The following is a 16529-nucleotide window of genomic DNA, read 5'->3' as shown; positions in this document are numbered from 1 at the left end:
ATGTCTCCCCGCATCGCATTGTTCAGTCATTATCGTCGTCACCCCCTGCAGCTGGCCGCGCTGGCTGCCATGATCCTGCTTGCCAGCGCGCTCTGGACCGGGATACATCACCTCACCAGCCAGGCCAGGACCAGCCTTGAACAGAGCGAGCGTGCTGTCGCCGAGCGACAGCAATTGGTGCGAGAGGACGGTAATCCGGTTTCGGTACAGGACTTTGTTAACCTTCGGCGCCAGGGCCTGTGCGTGATGCCTTGGCTGGAAGTGCCGGTACCGGGGCGCGGTCGGCTGGTGGGCATTGATCCGCTGGCGGCCCATTGCTTTGCCGAGCCGGGACACACGCCAGCACCCTGGCAGGGCGAACTCGATGGCAAGCCCTTCGTCGATATCAGCGAAGCCGCCGCCCAGGCCTCAGCCGAAGCATCGGCCCTGGTTCTGCTGGTGTCGCAAGCCGACGGTCAGTCGCCACCACCGGCGGGCTACCGCTATCAGGCATTCGCCGTTGCGCCTGACACGGCAGAGCTGGGTGACAGTTTTCTGCTCAACCTGGATGCGCTCGGAGTGCTGGTCCTGCTGATTACCTCGTTGTTGTTGCGCAGTGTGTTCCTTCTGGGTCTGGCTCAACGCCGGGAAAGCCTGGCTTTGCTGTATCGCTATGGCGTGAACAGGAGCCAGCTCAGCCGACTGTTGCTGGTGGAAAACCTGCTGCTGGCGTTGGTGTGCATACTGCCCGGGGTTTGGTTGGGGCGGGCGCTGTCACTGGTTTTGGCAGATGGCTTTGGGCAGGCCCTGGAAGGCCTGTTCGACCGTCCGCTCTATGCCGGTGGAGGGGAGGACTGGTGGCTGCCAACCCTGACCATGGTGGCGGTGATCGTGGCCGCTTGCCTGGCGGGCGTTCGGGACTCGTCGGGGCCGCTCCTGACTCGGGTGCAACCGGCATTTTTTGCGGTGCTACTGGCCCTGGGGCTGGCAGTATCTCTGTGGGCACCAACTCTGATCTGGCTGTTCCTGGCGGTGGCACTGGTTTTTCTCGCTGCCGGTTGGCTGGCCCCGCTGGCGATTGCCGGGGTTGTCCGCTGGCTGGCCCGTAACACCGGGGATCCGCTGATTCGCTGGCGTCTACAGGAAGTCGCAGTCCTGGTGCGTCGGCTGGCGTTACCGCTGGTGGCCCTGCAGTTTGCCTTGGCACTGGTGCTGGCGGTTCATGCCCTGGTAACCACGTTCGAGGACACCTTTGATCAGTGGCTGGGGCAACGGCTGGAAGCGGATTACTACATTGAAGTACCGCAAGGGGCGGATATCACCGCTGCCGTAAGCTGGCTGGCGGCAAAGCCGGAGCTGGTGAGCCCGGAATTGTGGCATCAGGTGATTCGTGGGCGGGCCAGCGTGCAGGCAGCATCAGGCAGGGAGCCGGTGCCTGTCGATGTGTTTGCGCTCGGGCCGGTCAGTCACCTGGTGCAAAACTGGCGCCTGCTGGCGCAAACAGAAACGCCCTGGCAGGCGTTGGCGCGGGGTGAGGGGCTAATGGTCAATGAGCAGTTGGCCAGAAGGCAACAGCTTGCAGTAGGCGACCGTCTCATTGTCAGGCTTGGCGCCCGTCGGTTACAGGCTCCGGTGCTGGCCGTTTATCCGGATTACGGGCGGCCCTCCGGTGAGGTGCTGGTGCCGGCGAGTCTCTTGCCCGAGGACTTTGAAGCCCGCTTTCGAAGCCTGTCGATAAGCGCGGGCATCGAAGAGATCAAAGTGGTTGAGGCGCAACTGGCCCGGCTTTGGCATACCCCTCAGCTGACCGTGAGGGATAACCAGGCCATCCGGACCCTGGCCACTGATGTTTTTGATCAGACCTTCTTGCTGACCCGGGCCATGACTACCCTCACGCTGATTCTGGCCGCCGCCGCGTTGTTGCTGATGGTGTGGGTCTTTCTCTCTACCCGCGCCTGGTATTTTCGCCTGCTGATCGTCTGGGGTATGCCCCAACGCCAGGCCGCGACTCAGCTCACCCGGGTCTCCCTGGCTCTGATTTTTGCGGTATTGGTTTGTGCACTGCCACTTGGCGTGTGGCTCACCTGGATTCTGGTCCAGCGCATCAATCCGCTGGCTTTTGGCTGGTCACTGCCGATGGCGGTGTACCCGGGGTTCTGGATCGAGCTGGCCGTGTTGGCTCTGATCATCGGCCTCAGCATTGCCTTGCTGATGCGCCTGCAGCTGCGTCGCCCGGCCTCGGCGCCGGAGTCCGCACACGGGCTGCAGGGAGGGGAACGATGAATCGTTTCGTTATCGTACTTCTGGCGCTGCTACTCACCGCCTGTGATCGAGCAGAAGAGCCGAGCGGATTCGCAGGCCTTGCCGGTGTGGCGGAATCTGAGCATGAGATTCAGTTCCTGCAGCCCGGGCCCGGAGACCGGCTGTCCTTCCCCGCCGATTTCGGCCCTCATCCCCAGCACCGCATTGAATGGTGGTATCTCACCGCGAATCTGGAAACCGAAAACGGCGGGCCGCTGGGTCTGCAATGGACGCAGTTCCGGCAGGCCTTGACCCCGAGGTCCGTTGAATCCGAACCGCCGAAGCCGGCACTTTGGCCTCTGGAGGCTGCCTGGATGGCTCACGCAGCGGTGAGCTACAGCGGTCAGCACCGCTTTGCCGAAAAGCTGGCCAGGGGTGACGTCGGGCATGCCGGGGCCACCGCCCAACCCTTTTCAGTCTGGCTGGATCACTGGCACCTGAGGCCAGCGAGCGGACACGTTGGCTGGCGGCTGTCGGTCGCTACAGAACACTGGTCCTACGATCTGTTGTTGCAGCCGCAAGGTGATCCTGTGGCTCATGGTGACGACGGTTTCAGCGCCAAATCCGCCAGTGGCGAAGGCTCCATGTACTTCAGCCTGGTAGATCTGAAAATTGAGGGAACGGTTACCCTTGAGGGTGACACGTTGACGGTGGCGGGCACTGGGTGGTTCGACCGGGAGTGGAGCAGCCAGTTTCTCAAAGCCGGACAGCAGGGCTGGGACTGGTTTGCCCTGCATCTGGATTCGGGGGACAAGCTGATGCTGTTCCAGTTGCGGGAAACACAACAGGCGTTCCGCTCGGGTACCTGGATTCCAGCCACGGGCGAGCCGGTGGCGCTGGGGCCGGAACAGATCGGGCTGACCTCTGTGGGCCAGCCAGCCGGTTATCCGCGCCGTTGGCAGATAACCCTTCCGGCTTTCGACGTGAACCTTGAGGTCTCCGCGCCGGCAGGGGATTACCGGAATTCCGGGCTCTATCCGTATTGGGAGAGCCCGGTTTCCGTCACCGGAAGCCATTCCGGCGTGGGTTACATGGAGCTTACCGGTTACCAGGCACAATAAGGCCCGGAAACTCACTCAACGGCATTGGCACCGATACGGTGAATGCTGAGGTCGGCACCGTTGAACTCTTCTTCCTCTGTCAGTCTCAGGCCGCTAATGGTTTTGATGGCACCGTAAACGATGAGCCCGCCGGCAAAGGCCACGATCACACCGGCCACCGAGCCAATAATCTGCGACATCAGGCTGACGCCACCCAGGCCCCCGAGCGCTTCCTGGCCGAAGATACCGCAGGCAATGGCGCCCCAGACACCGCATACGCCATGCAAGGGCCAGACACCCAGAACATCATCCAGCCGCTCGATTTTCGCCTGTGCCCACTCGAACAGGTAGACAAAGATGGCGCCGGCCACGCCCCCGGTAATCAGGGCGCCGACGGGGTGCATCAGGTCTGAGCCGGCGCACACCGCCACCAGTCCGGCCAGCGGACCGTTGTGAATGAAGCCAGGGTCTTTGCGGCCGAGCAGCATGGAAACCAGAATACCCCCCACCATGGCCATCAGGCTGTTGACCGCGACCAGGCCACTGATGCCGTCCAGAGTCTGGGCCGACATGACGTTAAAGCCGAACCAGCCCACGGTCAGAATCCAGGCGCCGAGGGCGAGAAACGGAATGTTGGAAGGGGCAAAGGCCACGACCCGACCGTTGCGATAGCGACCGGTGCGGGCGCCGAGCAGCAGCACCGCAGCGAGAGCAATCCAGCCACCGACAGCATGCACCACAACGGAGCCGGCGAAATCATGGAAGGACGCACCAAACTGGTTCTCCAGCCAAGCCTGGAAACCAAAGTTCCCGTTCCAGATCAGGCCCTCAAAGAAAGGATAGACGAAGGCCACGATCAGGCCCGAGGCAATCAGCATGGGGTAGAAGCGGGCACGCTCTGCGATACCGCCGGAAACGATCGCCGGAATGGCCGCGGCGAAGGTCATCAGGAAGAAAAATTTGACCAGTTCATAGCCGTTGGCGGAGGTGAGTTCGGCGGCGCCATTGAGAAAGTGCCCGCCATAGGCGATGTAGTAGCCGATGAAAAAATAGGCGACTGCGGATATGCCGAAGTCGGTCATGATTTTAACCAGGGCATTGACCTGATTTTTATGGCGAACAGTGCCCACTTCCAGGAACGCAAAGCCGGCGTGCATGGCCAGCACCATAATGGCGCCAATCAGAATGAAGAGCGTGTTGGCGCTCTCGGTCAGGGTGTGTACGGCACTCGTGATATCCACGGGTTTTTCTCCTGAGTGTTTTGATTACGCGGCTTCTGATGAGCCGTTGTGCATTGTTGGGGTGCGACTTAAGCAAGTGCTGTTCCAAAACAATGCATATCAAGTACTGCAGGGGGGTTGGAGAACCTGAGGGCGCCGAGGGAGGTATTTATCTGCGTCAAAGTGCACCAGAGGCGTGCGCATCAAGGGCTTGTGCACCAATCTGGATAGGGCGCGAGGCAAGGTTTTACTACCAGGTAATCTCGCTGGGCGTATCCCGACCGGGCTCAATGCCAATAATGGCTTCCTGCGACTCGCTTTCGGAACGAATCAGCTCGCGAAGGCGCAGTTCCTGCTCTTCCATGGGCTCTGACAGATCGATAACGATTTCAACCCGCCGGTTCTTGGCTCGGTTTTCCGGCGAGGTGTTGGGTACCCGTGGTTCGGTGTCGGCCAGACCGGTCACCCGGATGCGGTCCGGAGTCACCTGCTCCCGAGCCAGCAGAACATTAGCCACCGCGGCGGCACGGGCTGCGGACAGGTCCCAGTTACTGTAGAAACGTTCGGTGCGGATGGGCACGTTATCGGTATGGCCTTCAATGGCGAGGTCGCCGGGCATGTCGGCCAGAACCTCCGCCATATCCAGAAGCAGGCCTTCGAATTCCCAGGTCAGTTGGGCTGAACCTGAGGCAAACGAGCCCTTCTCCTCAATGCGAATGATGATGCGGCGCTGATCTTCCGAGACGTTGATCCGGCCATCCAGAATCGCCGGTTCCAGCACTTCAAGAATCCGGGCCATGTTGGCGTCCATCTGTTCCTGGATGGATTCCTCAATGGCTTTCTCTTCGGGGCTTTTCAGAGTCTGGATTTCGGGCTGTACGTCGGTGGTGGTCTGTTTGACTTCATTGACCACAGTGGGCTCTGGCGGCGCCGGCGAAAACTTGTCGAAGATCGGGCTGGTGCCCTGAGGGATCTCAAGCGCAGGCACTTCCCGCTGCACCCCGAAGGCCTTGGAGAGTTCACCGGCGATCTGTTTGAACTTCTGGGCGTCGATTTCCGAAAACGACAGGAGCAATACGAAAAAGCACATCAGCAGCGACATCAGGTCGGCAAATGTGACAACCCACGCAGGAATCCCGGGCTTTTCCTCTTCTGGCAAATCATCCATGTTTAACCGCCTGCCGTTTCCGCATCGCCGTTTCTGGCCCGCTCTTTGGGCGAAAGATAGCTGGACAGCATCTGCTCGATAATGCGCGGGTTGGTGCCTTCCTGGATGGCAACGAGGGCATCAATATAGAGCGACTGCATGCGCGCCTCCTCCGTCATGCGCAGGGACAGCTTGTCGGCAATGGGGGTCGCGATCATGGTGGCGATCATGGCGCCGTAGAGCGTGGTCAGCAGGGCTACGGCCATGGCCGGCCCGATAGACTTGGGATCTTCCATGTTGGACAGCATCTGCACCAGGCCAATCAGCGTGCCAATCATACCCATGGCCGGAGCCACATCTGCCATGGCGGTGAACACTTTCGCGCCCGACCGGTTGTGTTCCAGTGTCATCAGGCGTTCCTTGTTGAGGAGCTGCTTGATGGTGTTGCCGTCCTGTCCGTCCACCAGCATCTGAATACCCTGGCCCAGGAAAGGGCTGCTGACCTCCCTCCCTTCGATACCAAGAACGCCCTCTTTTCGGGCGATGCTGGCAATCTCCACCAGTTCTTCGATGCTGGCCTGAGTTTCGGGCAGTTTGAATTTGAACGCTCGGGCTGCCACCTTGAAGGCATCAAAAAACTGGGCAAGACTGAACTTGGCCAGTACTACCAGCAAGGTACCGCCAATCACAATCAGCAGGGATGGCGGATTGATGAACATGCCTGGCGATGCGCCCAGGATAATGGCCGAAGAAATCAGAAGAATGGCGCCGACGAGGCCGATAAGGGTGGCGAAATCCACAGTAACTCCAGAACTGTGCAGGTGACGATTAAGGGGGCGGGAGAATACTCCCTGGTTGATTATTAATCAATGCCCGGTTGGTCCCTCATCCTATGATGAGTGAAGCTCCTTCCATGCAGCGTAGCGGTGCAGATCGGATTCGACCAGTTTAAGGCACAAGGCAACCACACCGGCATCATCAACCAGGCCGAAGCCGAAGATCAGATCCGGAATCAGGTCCAGCGGATTCAGCACGTACAGCAACGCTCCGGCTACCGCAGCGATGGACTTCCAGGGTATGGCCCGGTAGTGGCCGTACCAGTAATCGCGAATCAGCGAGAACATCAGCTTGATATCGGTAGAGAAACGATTCAGCCTGCCGCTGTTTTTGACTTTCTCTTCAACGGCTTTTTGTCGTTCAAGCAGGGCCTCAAGGTCGCCTCTGTGAACCTTGGCACTTTGCTCTCTCAACTCGTTTGCCGCTGTTTTATCTGAGATCCATGCCATACATTGTCACCACTTTGCTCAGCGATTGCCTCAACATAACGAAATCGTGCAGGTTCGTCACCTTCCCAGGCCATTTCAATAATTCGTGAGACTTCCTGGGAGTTCAGGATCGGGCGCTTCATGGTCTTTGGTTTTGTGGTGGTCCGGAACGAAGGCCAGCCGTTTTCGAATCAGTACGTCCTGAGCTCTGAGTAATGGCTCGGTATCTGTGGCCGGTTCGGTCAATGTAAAAAGGTAGGCGACGGCTTCTGCGGTTGAGAGTTGCCCGGCCTTTGGTGCCTTTCGGATACGGTAATGTGAAGCTGGTGGCTCAGCGAAATGAAAGCAGGGCAACTGCCGGAACTGCGGGTTCAGGTGCAGGATTTTAGCGGCTTTACGCCAGGTGCCGTCCAGAACCAGCCACTGGTCGATCTGGGCTGGCGCGTTGCTCTCCACGGGCTGACTGTCAGCACATGGAAACAGCAGTCCGGTGCGGGTTCCGGTTAACAGGCGCTCCAAGCCTTGACCGGAAAACGACTCAGGGCTCTCGCCGACCAGTACCTCCAGCCGGGTCAGACACTGCTGAAGTACTCGCACAGTACCCTTGCTGTGACCGACTTCTGACGGGTGCTGCAAAATGATGACGCGATGGCGGTTGTCGACCTGCTCGCAAACCTCGCATACGCAGGTGTTCGGGTGCAGGCCGCAGCGGGTACACAGTGCTCTGGCCACGCTTAACCCACGAAAATGCGCTTGGCCAACCCCGCGCCTTTCAGGCCGCGAACGGCCAGGGTTGTAACCAGCCCGCCGATCATTGCCCCGACCACGCCACAGGTAAGAATATCCTGCCCGGTCAGGTACAGTCCGGGGATGTCGGTTTTCGGCCTCAGCCAGCGTTGCTCGAAACGTTCTGGCGTGTGGTCCAGCCCGTACAGCTCACCCTGCTCATAGCGGCAGAACCAGGCGGTCGACAGTGGTGTGGAGGTTTCCACATAGTCTACTTTACCTCGAAGCTGGGGCAGTTTTTCGTACATGACTTCCAGAAGCTGCTCGGTGATCCGAGCCTTCAGAGCCTCATAATCCTCGCCCCGTTTGCCCCAGGTGGAGCCCTGCCACGGCTCGAACATTTCCCAGGTGGTGGGCGCCACAATCTCGATGGTGGAGGTTCCGGGCCAGCGGTTCTGGTAGTCCGGGTCTTTGGCTGCCGGGAACGAGATGTAGACTACCGGGAAAGAGGTGTTCCGGGGATCTTTCAGGAATTGCTCCACGTTGCCATCGTGGTCGGCGCTCGGATAAATCCAGAAGTTGGTGCGCGGCAAGCCGAGCTGGTCGGGCGTGCCTTTCAGGCCTATATACAGGCCGATATGGGGCATTGAGGGTTTGATGTGTTCCCGGCTGCCAGGATAGCCAATGCTGTCTGCGACAGACTCGGGTAAAAGCCGTTCGAAAGTATTGATCACACCGGCGTTGCTGATCACCAGCGGTGACCGGATATCATGGCCATCGGCCATGCGCACACCCACGGCTTTGCCCTTTTCGACCAGGACCTCTCTCACGTCGGCGTAGGTGAGCACGTCACCACCGCCGGACTGAATCACCGGGATGATGGTTTTGGCAATTTCCGAGGCACCGCCCACCGGGTAGAAACCACCGTACAGGTAATGTTTGGCAATGAGCGCGTGCACCATGAAGCTCGACTGTTTCGGGGTCACCCCGCAATCGCCCCACTGACCGGTAATGGCGCCAATCAGCTCTTCGTTGGCGGTGAGTTCCCGCAATACGTCATAGGTGGTGCGGTTGAAACAGTCCGGCAGTACCGTTTTCAACCCTCTGGAAACCAGTGGCGCAGCCAGCGCGGGCGAGAGTTTGGACAGGGTATACCATTGCATGCCATCGGCCACTTTTCCGAGCAGAGCCAGGTAACGGTCGATGGCCTCTTCTTCGTCCGGGAAGGACGCCAGTAGCGAGTGCCTCAGGCCTTCCTTGCCGGCCCTGAGGTTGACCACTTTGTCGCCCAGAAAGAACCGGTCGTAGTTCTCATCCATCGGAGCCCATTCGAGCTTGCCATCGGTGATGTAATCGAACAGCCGGCGGCCGAGGGTGTGGCGCGCGCCCATGTCGCCTATGTAGTGCACGCCCACATCCCACTCGTAGCCATTACGGGCGTAGCTGTGGGTGTAGCCACCGGCGGTGTAATGCTGTTCCAACACCAGTACTTTGTAGCCGGCTTTGGACAGGCAGGCGGCAGTGGTCAGACCGCCGATACCGGAGCCGATCACTATCGCATCATAGGGCCCATCGAGCCGGCTCGCGCGGTAACGGGTACCGATTCGGATTGTACTGGGCTTCAAGGATTTCGAATTTGTATCTACCACCACGCTTTTCCCCACATTTCCGGATTGGCCCAGTTATCGGGATTGTTCCAGGCCCGTTTATGATTGTAAGTATCCAGATTGTAGGTATAGAGCGTGAGTGCGCCGTTCTCGCTTTCGATATCGGCGTGACGCTGAAAGCCCAGGGCGATGAAGTCGGTAAAACCCCAGTCTGTGGTTTGGGGCACCAGTACCGCAATCTGGTGGGTGCCATAGTTGCGTAACTGGCCCAGTAAAAGCGCCCCTTCTTCGTAGGGGAGGTGTTCCAGAGTGTCTGTGATGATGGCCAGGTCGGGCACGGAATCCAGTGGCAGTCGGGCGTTCGGGTCCGCGGTGTCCAGCGCCAGCAAGCGAACGGCTTTCCGTTGCCCGTGCCACACCTCGCTGACCCGGCTGGCGGTGTCGCCGCAATACAGAAGGGTGTCTGGCTGGCTGGTATCCAGAATCCGGGCCAGTACTCTCTCTGGTTGGCTAACAGGTATTGTCATGATATTGGCCAGTCTGCTGCGTCTACGGTATGCAGGCCCACTGGTTGTTGAGCCTCTCCCTGCCAACGATGTACGAAGGCTCCCTCAGGATCGTACTGTTGCGCCTGCTTGTCCAGATTGAACTGCCGAAGCCCGCGGGGATCGGCGCCGACGCCGGCCAGATACTGCCAGTTTCCGTAGTTACTGGCCACGTCGTAATCCACCAGTTGCTGTTCGAACCAGGCAGCACCGTAACGCCAGTCCAGTTCCAGTTCATTGATCAGGCAGCTGGCCACCAGTTGGCGTGCGCGATTACTGATGTAGCCGGTTTCCCGTAACTGATTCATGGCCGCGTTGACTATCGAATACTGGGTATTGCCCTCGCACCAGGCCTTGAATCGATGGCCATAGAAGGTCACCGGGCGGCGTTTACGTTGCACGCCATCGCGGCTAAACAACCGCCCCCCGTGTTTAAGGGCATACCAGAAGAAATACTCGCGCCAGAGCAGCTCAAACCAGAGCCAGTAGGTCGAATCGTTACGGGTGTGCTGACGTTCGTATTGTTCGATGGCGGCAACCACCTCCCGCACTGACAGGCAGCCGTTCGCCAGCCAGGGGGAGAACTTGGAGGATGAGCCCCAGTCGTCCAGCGCATTGCGGGTTTCCTTGTAGTTGGCAATGCGATGTTGTCCGAATACGAAGGCTTGCAGCTGTGCCAGGCCGGCTTCCTCACCGCCGGTGAATGGTGACCGATGTATCGGTTCCGGTATCGGCGGGCACAGGCCCCGGTTATCTTCGGGGAATCCCGGGGGTGGTGGCAGTGCGCTGACGGTTCGAATCCTGAGGGTGTGGTCCGGTTGCTCAGCTTTCTCCACCTGCTTGCGGAATTGCGAGAAGGTATCGGGCAGCTCTGCCAGTTCCATGGGAAGCTGGCCTTCCGCAAACATGCCCAGGGTTTCGAACTGCTGAAACGTCACTTCCGGCAGGCGGGTTTTGAGGGCCTGCCACTGCGCGGCTTCTTCGGTGCCGGGTAGGCGTGAGCGGATCAAACGCTGCACGCCGTGCTCACGGGCCAGCTCTGGCAGAACGATTTCCGGTTCGCCCCAGGCGATATGAAGTCGTTGCCCCAGGGGCCGCAGGCTCCGTTCCAGTGCCATCAGACTTTGCCACAGGAAGCGCCAACGATGATCACCCAGTGCACGGCACTGAAACCGGTCACCGGTAAACCAGCGCGGGTCTACGACAAAGACACACAACAGCATGTCTGAACGGGCCGCGGCCAGCAAGGCCGGGTTGTCGTGCAAACGAAGGTCGCGGGTAAACCAGTAAAGGGTATGCAACGTATACACCTCTTCGTTAGATAGTAAACCGTTTAGTGGTACGCCTGCTGATTCGAAAAGGATCTGAAAACACGATGAAGGAATACCTCGGGGCGCCGATATAACGCTACCCACGGAACAGGATGTCAGTGGTTACCGATCAATGTAAGAGTAAAACGACGATGTTTCTGACCCGAAAGCAAAAGCAAGACATGGCCGATTGCCAGGCCCGTGCCAGCCAATGCCAGGCTGTGTACAGTGCTATCCGCCACGCGGTGGCGACGATTGAATTTACCACGGACGGGCTGATCGTGGATGTAAACGATCTGTTCCTTGACGTGGTGGGCTACCACCGGGATGAGGTGGTGGGGAAGCACCACAGCCTGTTCTGTGATCGTGAAGTGGCAAACTCGGCCGATTACCGGAGGTTCTGGGATGCAATCCGGGCTGGCCAGGCACAGACCGATACCTTCCCGCGCCGGCGCAAGGATGGCGGCAAACTCTGGCTGGAGGCAACCTACTTCCCGGTTTATGGGAACGATGGCCGGGTGCAGCGAGTGATGAAAATTGCCTCGGATGTCACCGCGAAACAGGAGCGCCTGCGGGACCAGCAAGCGGTCTTTGAGTCCGTTGACCGCTCCATGGCAATCATCGAGTTCGAGCCGGACGGCACCATCATTACCGCCAATGCCAATTTCCTTGCCGCGACTGGTTACCGGTTGAGCCAGGTTGAGGGCAAACACCACCGGATGTTCTGTGATCCGGGCTTTTACCGGGATAATCCCGATTTCTGGAAGGGTCTTGCCAGTGGCCAGTTCCGCAGTGGCCGTTTTCATCGCCTGCGCTCAGACGGCAGCGACCTGTGGCTCGAAGCCAGCTATAACCCGATACTGGACGAGCGTGGCCGTGTCACTAAAGTGATCAAGTTTGCCAGTGACATTACCGAACGGGTGGAAAAATCACTGCAGACCCAGGATGCGGCAGCGATTGCATCATCCACCGCCACCCAGACCGCGAATATTATCGGCAAGGCGGATGAGGCCCTGCGCCAGTCCAAAACCACTGCCGAACGCATTGAAGCGGGCGTCGACAAAGCCCGGGCTCTGATTGCTGATCTGAACGAACGGTCGCAAAGCATCGAGAAAATGGTCGATACCATTGCCGGCGTCGCGGATCAGACCAACCTGCTGGCGTTGAATGCGGCCATCGAGGCCGCCCGCGCCGGAGAACATGGCCGGGGCTTTGCCGTGGTGGCCGACGAAGTACGCAAGCTGGCGGCCAGAACCGGCACAGCCACCGATGAAATCGCTGATGTGATTCACACCATTCTGGAGCTGTCTGGTGGCGTGGAAACCCAGATTGCCGAGGTTCTGGCTGTGGCGGTCGAAGGGCGCCGGCAATCCGAGGATGCCGAGGCGGTGATCGCCGAAATCCGCGATGGCGCCAGGGCGGTGCTGGCCGCCATTGATGACATCGGACGGTAAGGCCCGGAAGACCGGGGCGTGCTAGAGTTGTGAACTGTATCAATGTCGGCGCTGGCCGACCGAACCGGACAACAGGAGACTGAACGTGATCAAATCCCGCGCAGCTGTGGCGTTTGAGGCCAACAAACCGCTGGAAATTGTGGAAGTGGATGTGGCGCCGCCCAAAGAAGGCGAAGTACTGGTGAAGATCGTGGCCACAGGCGTGTGCCATACCGATGCCTACACTCTGTCCGGCGCCGACCCCGAAGGCCTGTTTCCGACCATTCTCGGCCACGAGGGCGGCGGCATTGTTGAAGCTGTAGGGCCGGGTGTGACCGGCCTGGAAGTGGGTGACCACGTGATCCCGCTGTACACCGCCGAATGCGGTAAATGCAAGTTCTGCACCTCCGGCAAGACCAACCTGTGTGGCGCGGTGCGCGAAACCCAGGGCAAGGGTGTGATGCCAGACGGCACCTCCCGGTTCTCCTACAAGGGCCAGCCGCTGTATCACTACATGGGCTGTTCCACGTTTTCAGAGTACACCGTACTGCCGGAAATCTCCCTGGCCAAAATCCCTAAGGAAGCCCCGCTCGACAAGGTGTGCCTGCTGGGCTGTGGTGTAACCACCGGGATTGGCGCGGTGCTTAACACTGCCAAGGTTGAAGAAGGCGCCACGGTCGCCATCTTTGGCCTGGGCGGCATCGGCCTGGCAGCCATCATCGGCGCGACTATGGCCAAGGCCGGGCGCATCATTGCGATTGATATCAACCCTGGCAAGTTCGACATCGCCAAGCAGTTGGGCGCCACCGATGTGGTCAACCCCAACGACTACGACAAGCCGCTCCAGGAAGTCATCATCGAGATGACCGATGGTGGCGCCGACTATACCTTCGAGTGTGTGGGCAGCGTGAAGCTGATGCGTGCGGCGCTGGAAGCCTGTCACAAGGGATGGGGTGAAAGCACCATCATCGGTGTGGCCGGTGCCGGTGAAGAAATCAGTGCCCGCCCGTTCCAGTTGGTGACCGGCCGGGTCTGGCGCGGTTCCGCCTTCGGTGGCGTGAAAGGCCGCACCGAGCTGCCGTCTTACGTGGAAAAAGCCGAGAAAGGTGAGATCCCGCTGGATGTGTTCATCACCCACGAGATGAAGCTGGAAGACATCAACAAGGCGTTTGACCTGATGCACGAGGGTAAGAGCATCCGGACTGTGATTCACTTCTGACCACTGCTGACCAGAAGTGAACTCCGGGTCACTTCTGGTCAGACCCTTTCGATGAGGGTAGCAATACCTTGGCCGACGCCTACACACATGGTGCAAAGGGCATAGCGGCCACCGGTGCGCTGAACGTCAGTACCAACGCCGCACGGGTGGATATCAATACCCTGATGAACATCTACCTGTCACGCCTTCAGAACGTTGCGGAGAAGATTCGCCAGGCCGCTCGCGCCTGAAAGCGCAGAGGTGGGCCTGGAAACCAGAATTGCATGGATGAGCTCTGCTGTGACCTTGAGGGAAACAGACAGAATGTGACGGTCAGCCTTCCTGCAGCGCCTGCAGCACAGCCTTGGCAGCGCCTTCGGAAGACGCCGGGTTCTGGCCGGTAATCAGCTTGCCGTCCACCACAATGTGCGGTGCCCAGTCATCGCCCCGGCTGTAACGGGCGTTGTTCTGCTTGAGCATGTCTTCCAGCAGGAAGGGCACAATATTGGTGAGCTGCACAGCGTCTTCTTCGGTATTGCTGAAACCGGTGACTTCACGGCCGCCCACGATGTTCTGGTCCGGTTTTATGAACACATTCTTGAACACGGCAGGAGCATGGCATACGGCGCCGATCACCTTGTCTTGCTCGTAAGCGGTTTTGATCAGGGCTATCGACTTGTCGTCCTCGGCCAGATCCCACAGCGGGCCATGGCCACCGGGGTAGAAGATGGCGTCGTACTGATTCATGTCCACGTCGGCCAGTTTTCTGGTGCTGGCCAGCATTTCCCGGGCATGGGTGTCTTCACTGAACCGCCGGGTGGACTCGGTCAGTGCATCTTCAGCCTCGCTGTTCGGGTCAACCGGTGGCTGGCCGCCTTTAGGGGATGCGAGGGTGATGTCGGCGCCTGCGTCTTTGAATACGTAGAACGGCGCAGTGAATTCTTCCAGCCAGAAACCGGTTTTGTGGCCGGTGTCGCCCATCTGGTCGTGGGAGGTTAGTACCATCAGAATCTTCATGCCAGTCGACCCTCCTGTCGGGAGTCCGGGTGTATTTCGTTCGTCTCACTACATCAAATTGTGATGATCGCTCGGTTTTCAACCGTCAGTACGTTAGCACTGGCATATTGGATGCTCATTAACGGCTATACTGCGAGGGTAGTTATCGCACATGTAACGTCATGGACCAGGACGGATTTATATGAGGTGGATTGCCTTGAAAGGCGTGCTTGCCGGCATTCTGATGCTGCTTTGGGCGCCTGGTGTTCTTTCACAACAGGGCACTGAAACAGTAGAGCCACTGACGGTGACCGTTGGCGTTGACCACTCGCCGCCCTACCGTATTCTCGGGCCGTCGCAAAAAACCGGTCTCTATCTTGAGCTATTCGAGGAGATTGCGGACCGGCTAGGCTGGCGTGTGCAGTACCGGGAGGCGCCATTCCGGCGCATCCTGCTGCTGATGCGCAGGGGTGAGGTGGATGTCGTGCTGGGGCCGCTGCGTACCGAAGAGCGGGAAGAATTCATGACCTTCGTGGCTCCGGCTTTTCCGCCGGAGCGGCGCTTGTTTTTCTACCTGAACGAGAGTAACCGTATTGAGCGATACAACGATCTTCCGGGAAAAGTCATCGGTATTCTTGAGGGCGCCCGTTACTTTACCCGGTTTGACAACGATCAGGCTCTGCGTAAAGAGTCTGCGGCCCACTACGAAAACCTGATGATGATGCTTCAAAGAGGGCGGGTTGATGTCGTGGTGGCCCCCGAGCTGGTTGGATTGTATACGCTGAGAGCCCAGGGGATAGAAGCGAACATTTCACCGTTCTTTGTACCGGGTGATCGTTCCTGGATTGCGGTTTCGAACCAGTCTCCTGCCCGCCGTTATGCAGAAGATATAAGGGCGGCCCTGAAGCTGATCGAGCGCGAGGGGATTCGGGAAGACCTTGTGCTGAAGTACCAGGAACAAACAGCCTATTGATCGATTTCTGTATTTGATATCGATGCGCCCCTGATTTGAGGAACTTAGGGTGCTTACCTTTGTCTGTGATCGTTTGACAGGTTTTGGCAAAGGAACTGGTATGAAGACGATTCGATTGTGGGATCTCCCCACCCGGCTGTTCCACTGGTTACTGGTAATTGCTGTGGTTGGCGCAGTGGCGACGGTCAAACTGGGCGCTGGCTGGATGGCCTGGCATGAGCGTTTTGGACTGGCGGTTGTCGGCTTGCTGGCGTTCCGGGTGGTCTGGGGGCTGGTGGGCTCCACATACGCGCGCTTTAGTCAGTTTATATCGGGGCCAGGGGCGATGATCCGTTATCTTAGGGGTCAGTGGCAGGGCGCAGGCCACAATCCCCTTGGTGCCTGGTCGGTGCTGTTGTTACTGGGACTGTTCGGTTTTCAGGCGGTTACCGGTTTATTTGCCAATGATGAAATTGCCTTTAACGGCCCACTCTATCGGCTGGTGTCGTCGGGCTGGAGCGATACCCTGAGCAGCTGGCACCGTCTCATGGAATGGGGGCTGTACGCCGTGGTTGCCCTTCATGTCCTGGCGGTGCTGTTTTACACCCACGTGCGTAAGGATAATCTGATAAAGCCGATGGTGACTGGCCGAAAGCAGGTTAAGAGCTCAGAGCTGAAAGACGCCAGCGGCGGTGGCTGGCTGGCAATGATCATTGCACTGGCGATTGCCGTTGCTGTGGTCTGGGCGGCGAGTGGCGGACTGATTCCGCCACCGCCGCCACCGCCCCAGAATCTGGGTTGGTAAGCCCC

16 protein-coding genes are annotated in these 16529 nt (G+C 59.0%); 7 read left to right on the top strand and 9 right to left on the bottom strand.

The window, feature by feature from the left end; genetic code table 11:
* Together QPL98_RS14455 and QPL98_RS14450 are read left to right on the top strand one after the other, a co-directional pair.
* The gene (locus QPL98_RS14455) at positions 1 to 2262 is read left to right on the top strand and encodes an FtsX-like permease family protein (protein WP_022993373.1); all 2262 of its coding nucleotides are present in this window, start codon (positions 1 to 3) and stop codon (positions 2260 to 2262) included.
* On the top strand, positions 2259 to 3341 hold the full coding sequence (locus tag QPL98_RS14450) for a lipocalin-like domain-containing protein (RefSeq protein WP_303293498.1): 1083 nt from the start codon (positions 2259 to 2261) through the stop codon (positions 3339 to 3341). Before QPL98_RS14455 ends, QPL98_RS14450 begins: the two co-directional genes overlap by 4 nt.
* Positions 3342 to 3352: 11 nt before the next feature.
* Here the strand turns inward: QPL98_RS14450 and QPL98_RS14445 are convergent, their stop codons facing one another.
* The 8 genes from QPL98_RS14445 to QPL98_RS14410 all read right to left on the bottom strand — a co-directional run bounded on the left by QPL98_RS14445 (position 3353) and on the right by QPL98_RS14410 (position 11131).
* Positions 3353 to 4561 (bottom strand): ammonium transporter, encoded by a 1209-nt coding sequence (locus QPL98_RS14445; protein WP_011783865.1) that lies wholly within the window; start codon positions 4559 to 4561, stop codon positions 3353 to 3355.
* Positions 4562 to 4790: 229 nt separating this feature from the next.
* Positions 4791 to 5708, bottom strand: a complete 918-nt coding sequence (locus QPL98_RS14440) for a flagellar motor protein MotB (RefSeq protein ID WP_023007771.1) — start codon at positions 5706 to 5708, stop codon at positions 4791 to 4793.
* 2 nt (positions 5709 to 5710) lie between these two features.
* On the bottom strand, positions 5711 to 6487 hold the full coding sequence (gene pomA / locus QPL98_RS14435) for a flagellar motor protein PomA (RefSeq protein WP_014420230.1): 777 nt from the start codon (positions 6485 to 6487) through the stop codon (positions 5711 to 5713).
* 90 nt (positions 6488 to 6577) lie between these two features.
* A complete protein-coding gene (locus QPL98_RS14430; protein WP_141066799.1) occupies positions 6578 to 6973 on the bottom strand; it encodes a YkvA family protein in 396 nt (131 codons plus the stop codon).
* 75 nt (positions 6974 to 7048) lie between these two features.
* Positions 7049 to 7684, bottom strand: a complete 636-nt coding sequence (locus QPL98_RS14425; protein WP_199453626.1) for a tRNA-uridine aminocarboxypropyltransferase — start codon at positions 7682 to 7684, stop codon at positions 7049 to 7051.
* A 2-nt stretch (positions 7685 to 7686) separates the two neighbouring features.
* Positions 7687 to 9330, bottom strand: a complete 1644-nt coding sequence (locus tag QPL98_RS14420) for an NAD(P)/FAD-dependent oxidoreductase (protein WP_303293497.1) — start codon at positions 9328 to 9330, stop codon at positions 7687 to 7689.
* Positions 9321 to 9812 (bottom strand): DUF6231 family protein, encoded by a 492-nt coding sequence (locus tag QPL98_RS14415; protein ID WP_121208163.1) that lies wholly within the window; start codon positions 9810 to 9812, stop codon positions 9321 to 9323. The genes QPL98_RS14420 and QPL98_RS14415 overlap by 10 nt, the downstream gene beginning before the upstream one ends.
* The gene (locus QPL98_RS14410) at positions 9809 to 11131 is read right to left on the bottom strand and encodes a DASH family cryptochrome (RefSeq protein ID WP_036149996.1); all 1323 of its coding nucleotides are present in this window, start codon (positions 11129 to 11131) and stop codon (positions 9809 to 9811) included. Before QPL98_RS14410 ends, QPL98_RS14415 begins: the two co-directional genes overlap by 4 nt.
* Positions 11132 to 11292: 161 nt before the next feature.
* Between QPL98_RS14410 and QPL98_RS14405 the strand changes: the two genes are divergently transcribed.
* The 3 genes from QPL98_RS14405 to QPL98_RS19480 all read left to right on the top strand — a co-directional run bounded on the left by QPL98_RS14405 (position 11293) and on the right by QPL98_RS19480 (position 14022).
* Complete coding sequence (locus tag QPL98_RS14405) at positions 11293 to 12594, top strand: PAS domain-containing methyl-accepting chemotaxis protein (protein ID WP_206769641.1); 1302 nt, start codon at positions 11293 to 11295, stop codon at positions 12592 to 12594.
* Between the two features lie 85 nt (positions 12595 to 12679).
* Positions 12680 to 13792, top strand: coding sequence for an S-(hydroxymethyl)glutathione dehydrogenase/class III alcohol dehydrogenase (locus QPL98_RS14400; protein ID WP_022993365.1), 1113 nt, complete (start codon positions 12680 to 12682; stop codon positions 13790 to 13792).
* A gap of 68 nt (positions 13793 to 13860) precedes the next feature.
* Positions 13861 to 14022: a hypothetical protein gene (locus QPL98_RS19480; RefSeq protein ID WP_022993364.1), complete on the top strand. Its 162-nt coding sequence runs from the start codon at positions 13861 to 13863 to the stop codon at positions 14020 to 14022.
* A gap of 82 nt (positions 14023 to 14104) precedes the next feature.
* Here the strand turns inward: QPL98_RS19480 and QPL98_RS14390 are convergent, their stop codons facing one another.
* The gene (locus QPL98_RS14390; protein ID WP_022993363.1) at positions 14105 to 14788 is read right to left on the bottom strand and encodes a type 1 glutamine amidotransferase domain-containing protein; all 684 of its coding nucleotides are present in this window, start codon (positions 14786 to 14788) and stop codon (positions 14105 to 14107) included.
* A gap of 181 nt (positions 14789 to 14969) precedes the next feature.
* Between QPL98_RS14390 and QPL98_RS14385 the strand changes: the two genes are divergently transcribed.
* Complete coding sequence (locus QPL98_RS14385; protein ID WP_303293496.1) at positions 14970 to 15740, top strand: ABC transporter substrate-binding protein; 771 nt, start codon at positions 14970 to 14972, stop codon at positions 15738 to 15740.
* Between the two features lie 100 nt (positions 15741 to 15840).
* Positions 15841 to 16524 (top strand): cytochrome b/b6 domain-containing protein, encoded by a 684-nt coding sequence (locus QPL98_RS14380; RefSeq protein ID WP_022993361.1) that lies wholly within the window; start codon positions 15841 to 15843, stop codon positions 16522 to 16524.
* Positions 16525 to 16529: the final 5 nt, after the last annotated feature.

It is taken from the genome of Marinobacter sp. ST-43, from assembly GCF_030541085.1.
In the GTDB taxonomy this organism is placed as follows: Bacteria; Pseudomonadota; Gammaproteobacteria; order Pseudomonadales; family Oleiphilaceae; genus Marinobacter; species Marinobacter nauticus.
This window is presented reverse-complemented; position numbering and strand designations above follow the sequence as displayed.

What these genes read in the sequence shown, in the direction of transcription:
- QPL98_RS14455 (WP_022993373.1), top strand. Translation starts at nt 1, where the DNA reads ATGTCTCCCCGCATCGCATTGTTCAGTCATTATCGTCGTCACCCCCTG.
- QPL98_RS14450 (WP_303293498.1), top strand. Translation starts at nt 2,259, where the DNA reads ATGAATCGTTTCGTTATCGTACTTCTGGCGCTGCTACTCACCGCCTGT.
- QPL98_RS14440 (WP_023007771.1), bottom strand. Translation starts at nt 5,708, where the DNA reads ATGGATGATTTGCCAGAAGAGGAAAAGCCCGGGATTCCTGCGTGGGTT.
- QPL98_RS14430 (WP_141066799.1), bottom strand. Translation starts at nt 6,973, where the DNA reads ATGGCATGGATCTCAGATAAAACAGCGGCAAACGAGTTGAGAGAGCAA.
- QPL98_RS14415 (WP_121208163.1), bottom strand. Translation starts at nt 9,812, where the DNA reads ATGACAATACCTGTTAGCCAACCAGAGAGAGTACTGGCCCGGATTCTG.
- QPL98_RS14405 (WP_206769641.1), top strand. Translation starts at nt 11,293, where the DNA reads ATGTTTCTGACCCGAAAGCAAAAGCAAGACATGGCCGATTGCCAGGCC.
- QPL98_RS14390 (WP_022993363.1), bottom strand. Translation starts at nt 14,788, where the DNA reads ATGAAGATTCTGATGGTACTAACCTCCCACGACCAGATGGGCGACACC.
- QPL98_RS14385 (WP_303293496.1), top strand. Translation starts at nt 14,970, where the DNA reads ATGAGGTGGATTGCCTTGAAAGGCGTGCTTGCCGGCATTCTGATGCTG.
- QPL98_RS14380 (WP_022993361.1), top strand. Translation starts at nt 15,841, where the DNA reads ATGAAGACGATTCGATTGTGGGATCTCCCCACCCGGCTGTTCCACTGG.